Annotated in this window: 11 protein-coding genes; 4 read left to right on the forward strand and 7 right to left on the reverse strand. The window is 65.8% G+C overall.

Annotation, left to right across the window (positions count from 1 at the left end):
• Nucleotides 1-81: 81 nt before the first annotated feature.
• Complete coding sequence (locus tag C493_RS21035) at nt 82-1,338, reverse strand: aminopeptidase P family protein (protein WP_007261518.1); 1,257 nt, start codon at nt 1,336-1,338, stop codon at nt 82-84.
• 212 nt (nt 1,339-1,550) lie between these two features.
• On the opposite strand from C493_RS21035, the gene C493_RS21040 reads away from it, so the two are divergent.
• The 3 genes from C493_RS21040 to C493_RS21050 all read left to right on the forward strand — a co-directional run bounded on the left by C493_RS21040 (nt 1,551) and on the right by C493_RS21050 (nt 5,138).
• A complete protein-coding gene (locus tag C493_RS21040; RefSeq protein WP_007261519.1) occupies nt 1,551-3,707 on the forward strand; it encodes an alpha,alpha-trehalose-phosphate synthase (UDP-forming) in 2,157 nt (718 codons plus the stop codon).
• 1 nt (nt 3,708) lies between these two features.
• Complete coding sequence (gene otsB, locus C493_RS21045; protein ID WP_007261520.1) at nt 3,709-4,530, forward strand: trehalose-phosphatase; 822 nt, start codon at nt 3,709-3,711, stop codon at nt 4,528-4,530.
• A 257-nt stretch (nt 4,531-4,787) separates the two neighbouring features.
• Complete coding sequence (locus tag C493_RS21050; RefSeq protein ID WP_007261521.1) at nt 4,788-5,138, forward strand: winged helix-turn-helix domain-containing protein; 351 nt, start codon at nt 4,788-4,790, stop codon at nt 5,136-5,138.
• A 72-nt stretch (nt 5,139-5,210) separates the two neighbouring features.
• Here the strand turns inward: C493_RS21050 and C493_RS21055 are convergent, their stop codons facing one another.
• The 5 genes from C493_RS21055 to C493_RS21075 all read right to left on the reverse strand — a co-directional run bounded on the left by C493_RS21055 (nt 5,211) and on the right by C493_RS21075 (nt 10,494).
• Nucleotides 5,211-5,984, reverse strand: a complete 774-nt coding sequence (locus C493_RS21055) for a zinc metalloprotease (protein WP_007261522.1) — start codon at nt 5,982-5,984, stop codon at nt 5,211-5,213.
• A 155-nt stretch (nt 5,985-6,139) separates the two neighbouring features.
• Nucleotides 6,140-6,439: a hypothetical protein gene (locus C493_RS21060; RefSeq protein ID WP_049889559.1), complete on the reverse strand. Its 300-nt coding sequence runs from the start codon at nt 6,437-6,439 to the stop codon at nt 6,140-6,142.
• Nucleotides 6,440-6,736: 297 nt separating this feature from the next.
• A complete protein-coding gene (locus tag C493_RS21065) occupies nt 6,737-8,800 on the reverse strand; it encodes a bacterio-opsin activator domain-containing protein (RefSeq protein WP_007261524.1) in 2,064 nt (687 codons plus the stop codon).
• 303 nt (nt 8,801-9,103) lie between these two features.
• A complete protein-coding gene (locus C493_RS21070; protein WP_007261525.1) occupies nt 9,104-9,355 on the reverse strand; it encodes an MTH865 family protein in 252 nt (83 codons plus the stop codon).
• 290 nt (nt 9,356-9,645) lie between these two features.
• A complete protein-coding gene (locus C493_RS21075; protein ID WP_007261526.1) occupies nt 9,646-10,494 on the reverse strand; it encodes a hypothetical protein in 849 nt (282 codons plus the stop codon).
• A gap of 156 nt (nt 10,495-10,650) precedes the next feature.
• On the opposite strand from C493_RS21075, the gene C493_RS21080 reads away from it, so the two are divergent.
• Complete coding sequence (locus tag C493_RS21080) at nt 10,651-11,040, forward strand: ribbon-helix-helix domain-containing protein (protein ID WP_007261527.1); 390 nt, start codon at nt 10,651-10,653, stop codon at nt 11,038-11,040.
• A gap of 21 nt (nt 11,041-11,061) precedes the next feature.
• Here C493_RS21080 and C493_RS21085 read toward each other — a convergent pair whose 3' ends face one another.
• Nucleotides 11,062-12,699 (reverse strand): cobyric acid synthase, encoded by a 1,638-nt coding sequence (locus tag C493_RS21085; protein ID WP_007261528.1) that lies wholly within the window; start codon nt 12,697-12,699, stop codon nt 11,062-11,064.
• Between the last annotated feature and the right edge of the window lie 123 nt (nt 12,700-12,822).

Genomic DNA, 12,822 nt, shown 5'->3' on the forward strand with positions numbered 1-12,822 from the left:
CCGGTGTCCGATCCCGGTTCTGATTCCGCTTTTCGCCGAATTCACTGGAAACCCGGTGTCTTCCGGTCGCGCCTCGAGCGATCACGTCGGCCGATACCGGTCGCCCGTCTCCCAGCCGCGCGGCGAGTCGTTCAACCGCTCGGCGCCGTCGTCGGTGACGACGACCAGATCTTCGATGCGGACGCCGAACTCGTCCTCGAGGTAGATGCCCGGCTCGGTCGAAAACACCATCCCGGGCTCGAGTTCGCGCTCGTTGTCGGCAACGATGTACGGCGGTTCGTGGACCTCGAGGCCGACGCCGTGGCCGGTTCGGTGGGTGAACGCGTCGCCGTAGCCGGCGTCTTCGATCACGGATCGGGCGGCGCGATCGATCGAACCGGCCGTCGCGCCGGGTTCGACGGCCTCAACGGCGGCCTGCTGGGCGTCGCGGACGATCTCGTGAACCTCGGTGTACGTCGCCGACGGTTCGCCGACGACTATCGTTCGGGTCTGATCGCCGGGATAGCGGGCGGTGCCGTCCTCGAGGTCGGCGTCGACGAACGCGCCGAAGTCGAGGACGATCGGATCGCCCGACTCGATTTCGCGGTCGCCGCTGTGATGGTGGGGTCGCGCACCGTTCGGACCCGACGCGACGATCGTCTCGAACGCCGGTTCCACGCCGCCTTCCGCGGCGAGCAGCCGCTCGATTTCGGCCACCAGTTCCGACTCGGTCGTCCCGACGAGTTCCGTTCCCCGGGAGCGGATCTCGAGCGAGACGCGGTCGGCGATCGATCCGGCCCGGCGTAGCGCCTCGAGTTCGACCGGGTCTTTCTGCAATCGAAGCTCCTCCAGCACGCCGCTTGCGAGGCCGAACGTCGCGTCGGGGGCGCAGGCGCGAAGGTCCTGGCTGAAGGTTGCCCACATGCGGTCGTCGACGAGGATCGTCGGTCCGCTGCGCTCGTCCACGGCGTCTGGATCTGCGGCGTCAGGATCCGCAGCTGCTGGACCTGCGGCGTCGGCGTCCGTGGCTTCTCGAGCGTCCTCGACGTCTGACAGCAGCGTTTCGACGACCGCGTCGACGAGTTCGACCGGATCGTCCTCGTCGTCCCACAACTGCACCTCGAGTGCGGGATCGTCGATCGGTAACGCGGCGAGCTGGCGGTCGTACATCGTCGGCGCGACCAGCACCGGATCGCCGGTCTGGGCCACGAACAACAGCAGGTGGCGTTCGGAGGGTGACTCCGCGAACCCGGTGAGGTACGTGAGGTTCGGACTCGGAAAGCAGACGAGAAGCGACGCGCCGACGCGCTCGAGGTGGTTCCGACACGCCTCGAGGCGGCGTTCGAAGACTGATGACATCGTGATCGTGAGCGTGGTTCGAGGGTGGACGAAAAGAAGGTTCGTCTGCTCGGCTCTCGACACGACTGCTTGGCCAAGCGAGCCGTCCGGCGATGCGTTCGCTTCTATTCGACTGACTGTCTCGTTGATTCGACTGCTATGGGTGAGCTATTAGGGTCCATGCGGATGCAGGCCGCGAAGCAACTAGCGGCGAAGCTGTTCAATTGCAGCGAATGCGATTCACTGACGAGCAGTTGTCGTCGACGCATCCGAGCAATCGCCAGTTACGGACCGACGGATACGGCCGCGGGACGACCGCCGAATCGTCCGACGGATCGCCGTGTCCGGGATCGCTGATCGTCGTTTCGAACCGGCAGCCGTACCGCCACGAGTACGACGACGAGGCTGCGGCCGACGCCGACGACGCCGAGGCACGAACCGACGGTGTAAGCGAGTCCGAGTCGACGGACGACTCGTCGGCCGGCTCGGACGCCGACTCGAGCGATGGCGGTGCGGAAGACAGCGACGGCCGAACCGACGACGGCCGTGCCATTACAGTTGACGAGCCGACCGGCGGACTGACGGCCGGTCTCGATCCCATCGTCCAGGAGTCCGACGGAACCTGGATCGCCTGGGGCGACGGCGAGGCGGACTTCGCGGTCACCGACGACCGAAATCGGGTCGCCGTGCCGCCGGGGGAGGACGCCTACACGCTGCGGCGGATCGACCTCTCGGAAGAGGCGGTCGAATCCTACTACTACGGTTTCAGCAACCGTGTCCTCTGGCCGCTCTGTCACGGCTTTACCGACCTCGTCGAGAACCGCTCGAACGATTTCGAGTGGTATCGAACGGTCAACGAGCGCTTCGCCGACGCGGTCGCGGAGAACGCGACGGCCGACTCGACGGTCTGGCTGCAAGACTACCACTTCGCGCTCGCGCCGCGGATGATCCGCGACTCGGTCCCGCAGTCGACGACCGTCGCGCAGTTTTGGCACATCCCGTGGCCGACGCCGGGGACCTTCCAGCACTGTCCCGCCGGCCGCGCACTCCTCGAGGGGCTGCTCGGCAACGATCTGCTCGGCTTCCACGTCGACCGGTACGTCGACCGGTTTCTCGACTGCGTCCGGCAGTATCTGCCGGCCGCGCAGGTCGACCGAGAGCGACGGACCGTCACGTACGAGGGGACCACGACGCGCATCGTCGCGACGCCGATGGGCGTCAACGCCGGTACCTACGACGAGGACGCCCGCGATCGGTCGTCGGCGGACGTTTCGTCGCTGTTCGACCGCTACGAGATCGACCCCGAGAACGTCATCGGACTCGGCGTCGATCGCCTCGACTACTCGAAGGGGATCCCCGAGCGGCTGGCGGCGGTCGAGCGGTTCCTCGAGTGCAACCCCGACTGGCACGGCGAGTTCACCTTCATCCAGTCGGCGACGCCCTCTCGGACGGAGATCGAGACCTACCAGCGCCACGGCGACCTCGTTCGAAGCGAAGTCGAGCGGATAAACAGTCGCTTCGGGACCGACGACTGGCAGCCAATCGTCTACACCGAGGACTACCTCTCCAACGCGACGCTGTGTGGACTCTACCGGCGCGCGGACGTGATGGTCGTCAGTCCGCTGGTCGACGGGATGAACCTGGTCGCCCAGGAGTACGTCGCCGCGAGCGTCGACGGCGACGGCTCCCTCCTGTTGAGCGAGGGGACCGGCGCCCACGAGACGCTCGGATCGCACGCGCTCACGATCGACCCGATCGATACCGACGACTTCGCCGCCCAGCTCGAGGCGGCGGTCTCGATGCCCGCCCACGAGCGCCAGTCGCGGATGAACACGCTCCGGAATCGCGTCTTCGACCGCGACCTCGAGTGGTGGATGAAGACCCAGTTCGACTGGATTCGACGCGTTCACACCGACGGTCGCCGAGGCGGCTCCGACGGTCCCGTCGACCGAGAGACCGCGACCAGCCGCCGCCGGCAACCGCGCTCGAAGCCGGTACGCGGTCGCAGGCAGACGGTCGCTCGCGGTTCGGACCGGCGTACCGACCCCGGCCGCCGGCTCCGCTCGACCGATGGCGCTGCTGACGACACTGGCGCTCGCCCCAGGTCGCGAGCGCACCCACGACCACAGTCGAGGTCGAGACTGGATTCGGCCGCTGGATCGGCGCCGAACTCGAGGCCACGCTCGCACTCGAATGTACGGCCCGGCGGCACCGAACCGAACTCGCGGACCGATAGCTCGGATATGCACTCGCGGGCCGACAGTTCAGATACGAACGTGCGGGCCAACGGCTCGAGAACGAACTCGAGTACTGACGCTGACTCGGACCCGAATTCGAATTCGGACTCGGATTCGGATCGCGATTCGACCGAACGAACGTCGACCGTATAATATGTCGGTGGCAGACGCACGCGAGACGCCGGCGCCGCTGTCCGACGTTCGGCCGCGGCTCCGGTCACGTCTGACCGGGGCGTCCCGGTTGGTGTGCTGTCTCGACTTCGACGGGACGCTCGCACCGATCGTCGACGACCCCGAGGCGGCGACCGCGACGGCGGCGAACGAGGCCGCGGTTGCGACGCTTTCGGCCGAGCCGTCGGTCACGACGGCCGTCGTCAGCGGCCGTGCGCTGGCGGACGTCCGCGAGCGAATCGACGGTCCGAGTACGTACGCCGGCAACCACGGCCTCGAACTCGAGCGCGAGGACTCGGTCGCCGTCCACCCGGTCGCGAGCAAACGCGCCGCGCGCATCGAGGCGGTCTGTACGACCCTCGAGGACCGACTCGCGGACGTACCGAACGTTCGCATAGAGAACAAGCGACTGACCGGAACGGTTCACTTCAGATCCGTGCCGGAGGACGTCCGACCCGAAGCCAGACGGCGGACGCGAGAGACCGTCGAACGGCTCGGCGGCGACGCGCTCGAGGTTTCGAGCGGCAAGCGGATCCTCGAGATCGAGCCGTCGATTCCGTGGGGCAAGGGAAACGCGGTCGCGCTGATCGCGGCGGATGCGCCCGACGACGCGGTTCCGATCTACGTCGGCGACGACGTGACCGACGAATCGGCGTTCGAGACCGTCGAACCGGAGGGAATCGGCGTTCGCGTCGGCGGCGACGAGCCGTCCGCCGCCTCCGCTCGCCTCGAGTCACCCGACGCGGTCGCGACGTTCCTGGAGTGGCTCGGCTCGACCGGCGTCGAGTTGCTCGACTCGGAGTAAGCAACCGCTATCGGGACGTGTCGGCTTACGTCTCGTTTCGGCTCGCGTTCACCTCACTTCTGTGCCAATTCACCATCCACAAGCCGACCCGTTCTCCGGCGGCCGTACCGTCACGCTACGCCGGGAGGCGCTCTCTTCGCGTATCGATTTCCTGACTCATTCTGTTTTCGCAGTCACTCTCTTCTCATAACACAATTCTAAAAGCAGAAACTATTAGTTACCACTGGAAATGTAGTACCGTGTGAGAGTGAACGTTAGTGAAGCTACGCCAACCCACTGATTTCCTGATCCTGGAGGCGCTCGAGGAGGAGGGCCGAAACGTCGCAACGAACCTCGCCGAACACACCGGCAAGAGCCGGAAAAACATCAATACTCGGCTTCCGGTACTCGAAGATTACGGGCTCGTCCACAAGATCGGTCCGGCAGAGCGCTCCGGGCTGTACGAAATTTCGTCGCTCGGACGGGCGGCGCTGGTCTACCGCGATCAGTACGACGAGGTCGACGACTTCGAAGCGCTCATCGAGGGGCCGAGTGCGGAGGTCGGCGGCTCCGGTGAGTCCAAGACGGGCGTCGTTCCCGGTGAAACTGAACGCGACGACGACGGCTGAGGGCTCCAGTAGTCAGTGAAACGATTCACCACTGATCGTACCGCTGTCGTGCGATCAGGTGTGAAGTGACGTTCACTGACGACTGTAGAGCAAGCCTCCGTTGTACTCGGCGAGTTCCCGACGCGCGCAGGTCGAGAACTCGAAGCTGAGTTTCCGCGCGTGGTCTCCCGGGTCCGGATAGCTCGCTCCACAGTGGGAGTGGTCCCCGTCGTAGTTGCTGCTCCAGGCGTAGCTGCTGAGCATCGGCGTCGCGACGATCGCGTCGCCGTCGCGAAACGAAACGCCGTGTTCGTGCTGGAGGCCGAGCGCGTGACCGATCTCGTGAATGAGTATCTGCATCGTCCGGATGCGTCGGTCGTTCGGCACGACTCGCCGGTCGGTGTCCACTTCCGAGAGGTCGTACAGTTCGTCGACCGACTCGAGTTCGGCGATGTAGCGAGCGCCCCCGACCGACGCGACGTGTGGCAGCCCGTAGCCGGTCGGCGCTTCCCGCATCTGCCCGTCGGTCACCAGCAGGTTGACGTCGCTGACGGGGTCGATATCGCGCCGCCCGACCGCGCCGGCCGCGAGCGCCACGGGCCACTCCCCGCTGCTGGTCACGCGGGCGCCGTCCTCGGTCGACGTCGACACCGGCTCGCCGAAGGAGAGCTCGAGCGACCAGAACTCGAAGTCGAGAAACCGCTCGAGATACTCTCGGATACGGTCGGCAACGCCGTCGTACTGCGCGGCGCCCTCGGAGAGCCAGACGCGAACCTCGACCGTGTCGACGGGCTCTCGAGTCGCATACGCGAGCGTCCCGACGGAGGCGAGCGAGCCGAGCGAGCCGAGGAAGACGCGCCGATTCACACCGACTACTCTCGCCCTTCCCTCCCAGTTTGTATCGGTTTACATATTCGTCATTTATGGTTGTTCGCGAGCCGATGACACTCTGAAAGCGGATTCACTCAGGTGGGACAGAACGCAGCGGCTCGAAGCGTTCGGAGCGGGCTCGTTCGGCTCGCTCAGCCGCGTCTCGCCGGCCCTGCGGCCGCCGGGGTCGAGCGTCCCGGAATCGGCCGTCGCGTATCGACGACGCGGGCGCCTCGGCCGTCGACGCGGAGCTCCGCCCAGGATGGGAGGTCGTCGGTCGGGGCCAACAACAGGAGTCCGTCGTCGGCGGTTTCGACCAGTTGTCGATCGGGATTTCGCTGTCGGAGACAGGCCGTCCACTCTCCGCTTCGGAGTCGCTGTACGCGCTGGTGGTCGGTGTAGTAGCGCCCGTTCGATCCCTCGTAGAGAGACTCGACTCTCGCCGCGCCCATCACGTCTTCGCGCCCTCCGCTGGCCGACCGCTCTCGATCGGTCGATTCCCCGGCCCGTGTTCCCAGCCGCAGCGCCACTTCACTGTCGCGGTTCGAGCGTCGGATTCGATGTGATTCGACGCATACTCCGAGGTCCCCCCGCTGCGACGGCGGATGGCGGTCGACCGTCGCCGACTCGTCGTGCACATTTCGTCCGAACGAGCGCGCGTCTCCCGCTTCGACGCTCGGGTTCACATGCCGCACCTTTAAGATCTCGTGACTGTCCCGTCCGGAGGCCGTTCGGTACCGCAGCCCGCCTCAGTCGCCATCGGCACCGCCGCCCCCGACGTCGAAGAACTCGTTGAGGACGGCTTTCAATCCCTTTCGGAGGTGCTGGTGCATCGTCGGCGCCGAGACGCCCATCGCCTCGGCGATCTCCTCGCCAGTGCTCTCCCTGGGCCAGTCGAAAAAGCCGCTGTAGTAGGCGAGTCGCAACGTCGTGAGTTGGCGATCGGTCAGCTGATCGAGGATGCGATTGCGCCGTTCGACTGCGGTGCGGACCGGGTGATCGACTTCGCGGCGAGCGACGAGTTCCGTGTTCTCGTAGATCACCGTGAGCGCTTCGGCGATCTCGCGGACGTTCGCATCCTGTGAGACCTCGATCAGGCAGGTGCCGACGCCGTCCTCGACCGTTACGTCTCGGATCGTCGCGCCGTGGTTCGCGAGCGTTCGAACGCCCGATTCCGCGAGTCGTATCTCGATCGTACAGCTATCTCCGCCGCCGTGGATGAGTCGACACTCCTCGATCGACGAATGCTCGCCCGCCGCCGACAGGACGGTCTCGCTATCGATGCCGGTGACGGTCACGTACTGGACGGTCCGACCGCTCGTCGTCGTTCCGGCCCACTCGAGCGAGATCGTACAGTCGTACGATTCGGAGAGATCGAACGAGAACGTGTCGCCGCCGTCGATCCGGAACTCGAGTTCGACGACGGTGTCCGCAAACAGCAGCTGTCGGCTCTTGACGGCCATGATCGTAAACCCGATCGTCTCTCCGAGGAGGCTGAACCCCGCGCGCTCGCTCTCGCTAAACGCGTCTTCGCGACCCGCGAGAACCGTCAGCACGCCGTAGATCGAGTCGCTGTGGCTGATCGGGACGGCGATCGCGGAGCCGACGTCGTCCGCTCGTGCGGCCGCCCGAACCGGTTCTGAGAACGACTCGTTCGTCGGAATCGACCGGACGGTCTGTACCTCACCCGTCTCGATGGCCCGCTGTACCAGTCGCTCGTGGGTCGTCTCGTCGTCGGTCGCAGCCTCGAGGTATCGCTGTGCGTCGCCGGCACCGGTTCGATACGAGACGGTCCCTTCGCCGGTCCGCTCGACGATCCAAGCGCCACAGTACAGTTCGGAATCGACGAGTTGGTCACAGACCTCGTGTTCGATGGTATCCCGCGAGGGTGCCTCGACCAGCGTTTCGATCACCTGTCCGACGGCCGTGTTGATCTGATTGAGCGTCTCGAGTTGGTCCTGTCTGGTGCGCAGTTTCCGTTCCCGTCGGACCCGTTCGGTGATGTCCCGGGCGAGCCAGACGACGGCCCGCTGTCCATCGATTCGCTCGTCGAGCGGGACGACCCGAGCCTCGTACCGTCGTCGTCCCTCCGTCGTCAGCGCCTCGTACTCGACCGACTGGACGTCCTCCGTTTGTAGTGTTCGGTCGATACAGGCCTGTAGCGTCGCGGCGACGTCGTCGGGAAAGACGTCGGCGAGCTGTTGGCCCGTCATCTCAGACGCCGTCGTCTCGTACCGGGCGGCGGCGTCGGGACGAAGCTTCGCCTCGAGATAGGTCCCGTCGGCGCCGATGACGAACCCCTCGTCGGGAAGTTCGCTCGCGAGGACGCGGTGATAGTCGCCGGTCGTCCCCGACGGTGACGCCAGCCGCCTTCCGTCGCCGCTTCGAGAGGACTCGAGCACCTCGATGAGGGCGTCGAGTCGCTCCGTCGCGGGCACCGATGGGATGTACTCGGTTGCGCCGCTGCGAAACGCCGTCGCCGCGAGCGTTTCGCTGCCGGCGCCGGCTGGCGGGGCGACGACGATCGGACGCGTCGGGTCGATCGCGTGCAGCCGATCGAGAACCGACCGCAGTCGGTCCGGCGACTCGAGTTCGACGACGGCGACGGGCGGCGAGTCAGCGCGGCCGGTGCGCTCGTCGCCGTCCGCGCCGCCGTTGTTGTCGTCGCGAACGTCGCCGCTATCCGCTCCAACGGATTCTGGAGACACCGTCACCACCTCGAACCCTGTCTCTTCGCGAAGGTGTCTCTGCAACCGACTCGAGTGAGTCGTCGTAACCAGAACGAGCGTCTCGGGACGGTGCTGGAGGGACATGCGAAGGCGAGGACACGCCGATCGTCAGTGTTGAACGCGTCTCTTTGTGTCATGATCGTATTAGAATAAAAGCGTACTGGTAGATTTCCCGCGGCCGGATGACGATTGGCGCCGGAATATCCCTCGTGCGTTACTGTTCCCGAGGAATGGTTTCTCGCACAGTGTAGAATGTGTACACGGTGTAAAGCGTTTACACGGTGTAGAACGTGTGTCCGGTCTCAACGGTCAAGGTAAGCGACGCCACCGAAAAGGACTGCGAATCACGCGGCCGCTCCGGCACGGTTGGCCGCGGTGGTTTCTGTCTTACAGTTCGCCCTGGTCTTTGAGGTCCTCGATGACGTCGTCGACGAACGACTCTGGATCGTCGTACGGGAAGTCGCCACCGGAGGTCTTGGTGTTCAGTTCCATCGCGGTCATCGAGAAGTCGCCGGACTCGAACTTCGTTCCCGGGCCGTTCGGCAGGGCCGGAACGAGGTCCATCGGGTTCGAGATGGGGTAGTCTGCGCCTTCGAACGCGTCGATCATCTGCTCTCGGATTTCGTCTTCGTCTGCCATTGCACCTCTCACTTACAGCCGATAAATAATAAATTTGCAGGTAGTTGCTACGCCGCGGGGGAGACGGTACCCGTTCGATTCTGCGCCGTCGATACCGCCTACTCTCCCGTGGGTGATAATAGTTCGCACAGTCTGCGCGCGCCAGGTCTATCCTGAGAACCAGCCAGCAGAGATCGAACCCGAGCGATGACATCCGTATCCGGTCTCCCTCACACCCGCTCCTGTCCGTCATTGCTGACGTAACCCACGACGGACCGAGGCTGTGCTGGAGCTGGGTACGGCGGACCGTCTCAAAGTCGACGCATGAATTCCGGCAGAATGCCGCGCTCGCTCGAGTCGGCCGCGGCGGCCGGGTCGGCGGCCGCTCGGTCGACGTCGTCGGTCGAGTTTGGCTGGCCAGCCGACCTCTGCGTCTCGGCGGTTCGCTGCTGGCCGGACGCCGATCGGGTTGTCGCGTCGGTTCTGTTGGAGCGGGCGGCCGCCGCTCCCGCTGCTCGGTCGCTCCCCGTTGTGCTGCTGTCGTCGGGGGCTGATCCGTCAGTCGCGGAGCCGCCGTCCGCCGCAGCGTTGGTTCCCGCATCGGCCGCCGGGGCTCCACTGGCGGGTCCGCCGGCCGCACCGCCCGCGATCGCGTCGCCGAGTTCTTCCTCGAGCTCGAGTACCGCGTCGAACTCTTCTTGCGTTCGCGGCCCGAAGTAGAACGGCTGTTCGGGGCGGAGATACTCGCGGAACTGGTAGTTGGCGACCGCCGCGCCGGCGAGTGCGGGCACGACGAACGGTTCGACGCCGAAGACGGTCGGTCCGGCGGTCAACACGACGAGCAAGACCGACAGCGGCGAGTAGACGTAGTACGCGAGCAGTCGAAACCAGCCGCCGACGTAGCCGTCGATGACGTAGGCGTAGAGACCGTAGGCGCCGACTACCAGCCCGAAATCGGCGTACAGCGAGACCAAGACGCCGGCGCTGCCGGCGATCAAGATGTAGATGTGCGTCGCGATGGCGCCCATCAGAACTGTGGTGCGATTGACGTACGTTTCGTCGAGTGCCATCCCGACGACGAGCACCGCTAGCTGGAGCAGCGGCACTGCGATCCACCAGGGGAGGGAACTGACGAGGAATCCGAGGGACACGTCGATCACACCTACTCGTCTGGGGGAATCCACCCCACTCGCTTTAACGTTCGTTTCGTTTCGAGACTCGATACGAACACCGAGTGGACGCCACCCTCACACTCGCATAGATAATCTAACAAGTCTTCGAAACAATAATGAGGGCGGAGCGAAGACCCTAGCAGTATGGCGAAAGATACCGTCAGGTACCCGGACGAGGTCGTCGAGGCGATCGACGAACTGGTCGACGACGGTATGTTCGAGAGCAAATCCGAATTCTACCGCTTTTCTGCCGAGTACGTCCTCACGCTCGTCAACAACAATCACGACGTGAAGACGTTCAACTTCGACGAGATCAAATCCGAACTCGACATCAGCCAGGCCGACCACGCGAAGGCGCTGGGTGCTGACGGTGGTACCTTCTTCCTCGACGCCGTGATCACGGTCCGAAAACACGGCCTCCGCGGCGACTACGAGGCCGCCGAACGGTTCATCGACACCCATTACGAGTCGACCGACCAGGAGTGTATCATCCTCGAGGAACTGCTCGGAACGTATCGTGGCGGGTCGGCGTAGCCGTCCGTCCCGAAACGCGTCTCACTCGAGGGTCGCAAACGGCTCGCCGAGCGCCTCGAGGTCGACGTGGTCACGGACCAGCGCCGCGGCGCGGTCGTACGGCGTCGCGTCCGTCGCCGCGTCGGCGTCCCCCTGACGGTCTCGACCGATTACACCGCCCCAATCGACGCCCGCCTCGCGCGCGACGCACTCGAGAAACGCCGTTCGTACCGACTCGTTGTCGAACAGGCCGTGGAGGTAGGTTCCAAGTACGTTCTCCGTCGCCGCACTCGAGTCGCCGAGCGGTCGCGTTACGCTTGCGTCCTCGAGCGTCCGCGTTCGGCCGGCGTGGATCTCGTAGCCCGAGGCCGTCCCCTCGGCGCCGGCGAGCAGCGGCGTCGCCGAGCCGTCGACCGGGACGGTCGTCTGCTCGAGGCGCTTTGTACCCTCGAAGCGCGTCTCGACTGGCAACAGCCCGAGTCCCTCGACGACGTCGTCTTCGCTCGTTCCCTCGAGCGAGGCGTTGGTGAGCCGCTCGCCCAGCAACTGGTAGCCGCCGCAGACGCCGACGATCGGTCCCTCGAAGTTGGCGAGCGCGTCGGCGTAGCCGGCATCGCGGACCGCCAGCAGGTCGTCGACCGTGTTTTTCGTTCCCGGCAGGACGACTGCGTCGGGGGCGACCGACTCGAGGGCGTCACTCGCCGTCTGCACCGCTCGATCGCCCTCTTCTCGACCGTCCTCGACGGGAAGGAACTCGACCGAGACACCCGGCTCGGCCGCGAGCGCCTCGAGGTCGGTCGCGTTCGAGATCCGCGGGAGCCGGGGGACGGCGATCGTCAGCCGTCGATCGGCTGGAACGCCGTCCTCGGCGCCCAGCACGCCCCGCTCTCCCGTCCCGGGCAGTCCGACGCTGTCCTCCTCGGGGAGGCCGGGATCGTCGTAGGGGAGCACCCCCAGGATGGGGACGCCCGTCCTCGCTTCGATCTCCTCGATGCCGGGCTCGAGCAGGCTCGGATCGCCGCGGAACTTGGTGATGACCGCGCCGACGACGCGCTCGCGCAGCGTCTCGGGCAGGAGTTCGATCGTCCCGTAGAGGCTGGCGAAGGCGCCGCCGCGTTCGATGTCGACGAGCAACAGGATGTCGGCGTCGGCGAACGCCGCCGTCTCGACGTTCGCCAGATCCCGATCGTGGAGGTTGATCTCGCCGATGCTGCCGGCGCCCTCGGCGACGATCACGTCGTGGTCGGCCGCGAGCCGCCGGTAGGAGTCCTCGGCCGCGGCGCGAGCCCGGTCCCAGTGGCGCTCGTAGTACTCGCCGGCGGGGACGTGCTCGCGAGCCGCGCCCTGGACGACGAGCTGGCTCTCGCCGTCGCCGCGGGGCTTGAGCAACACCGGGTTGCAGTCCGTCGTCGGCGTGATTCGGGCCGCTCGAGCCTGAACGAACTGCGAGACGCCGATCTCGCCCCACTGATCGTCGGCATCGCCGGCGTCGCCGTTTTTGTGTTCGTCCCCCCCTCCGGAGTCTGCCCGCACGACCACGCGAGCGTTGTTACTCATGTTCTGTCCCTTGTACGGGGCGACCGAGACCCCACTGTCGGCGAGCAGTCGGCAGAGACCGGCGGCTACCGTCGACTTACCGACGTGGCTCGCGGTCCCAGCGACGAGCAGCGTTTGTACCATCCGCGTGCGGGATGCTCACGCGGCTCCGGTATCGTCCTATCGATTCTGCACCGTGACGGGGGATGTGGCTCGACACGAACTCGAGTGAGTTCCCCGAGCCGACCACACGCTGCTGTCGAACCC

Source organism: Natronolimnohabitans innermongolicus JCM 12255 (genome assembly GCF_000337215.1).
GTDB classification, from domain to species: domain Archaea; phylum Halobacteriota; class Halobacteria; order Halobacteriales; family Natrialbaceae; genus Natronolimnohabitans; species Natronolimnohabitans innermongolicus.

Bases quoted from the DNA above. Each gene is read 5' to 3' on its own strand.
- C493_RS21085 (WP_007261528.1), bottom strand. From the start codon at position 12,699: ATGGTACAAACGCTGCTCGTCGCTGGGACCGCGAGCCACGTCGGTAAG.
- C493_RS21060 (WP_049889559.1), bottom strand. From the start codon at position 6,439: ATGGGCGCGGCGAGAGTCGAGTCTCTCTACGAGGGATCGAACGGGCGC.
- C493_RS21040 (WP_007261519.1), top strand. From the start codon at position 1,551: ATGCGATTCACTGACGAGCAGTTGTCGTCGACGCATCCGAGCAATCGC.
- otsB (WP_007261520.1), top strand. From the start codon at position 3,709: ATGTCGGTGGCAGACGCACGCGAGACGCCGGCGCCGCTGTCCGACGTT.
- C493_RS21065 (WP_007261524.1), bottom strand. From the start codon at position 8,800: ATGTCCCTCCAGCACCGTCCCGAGACGCTCGTTCTGGTTACGACGACT.
- C493_RS21070 (WP_007261525.1), bottom strand. From the start codon at position 9,355: ATGGCAGACGAAGACGAAATCCGAGAGCAGATGATCGACGCGTTCGAA.
- C493_RS21035 (WP_007261518.1), bottom strand. From the start codon at position 1,338: ATGTCATCAGTCTTCGAACGCCGCCTCGAGGCGTGTCGGAACCACCTC.
- C493_RS21080 (WP_007261527.1), top strand. From the start codon at position 10,651: ATGGCGAAAGATACCGTCAGGTACCCGGACGAGGTCGTCGAGGCGATC.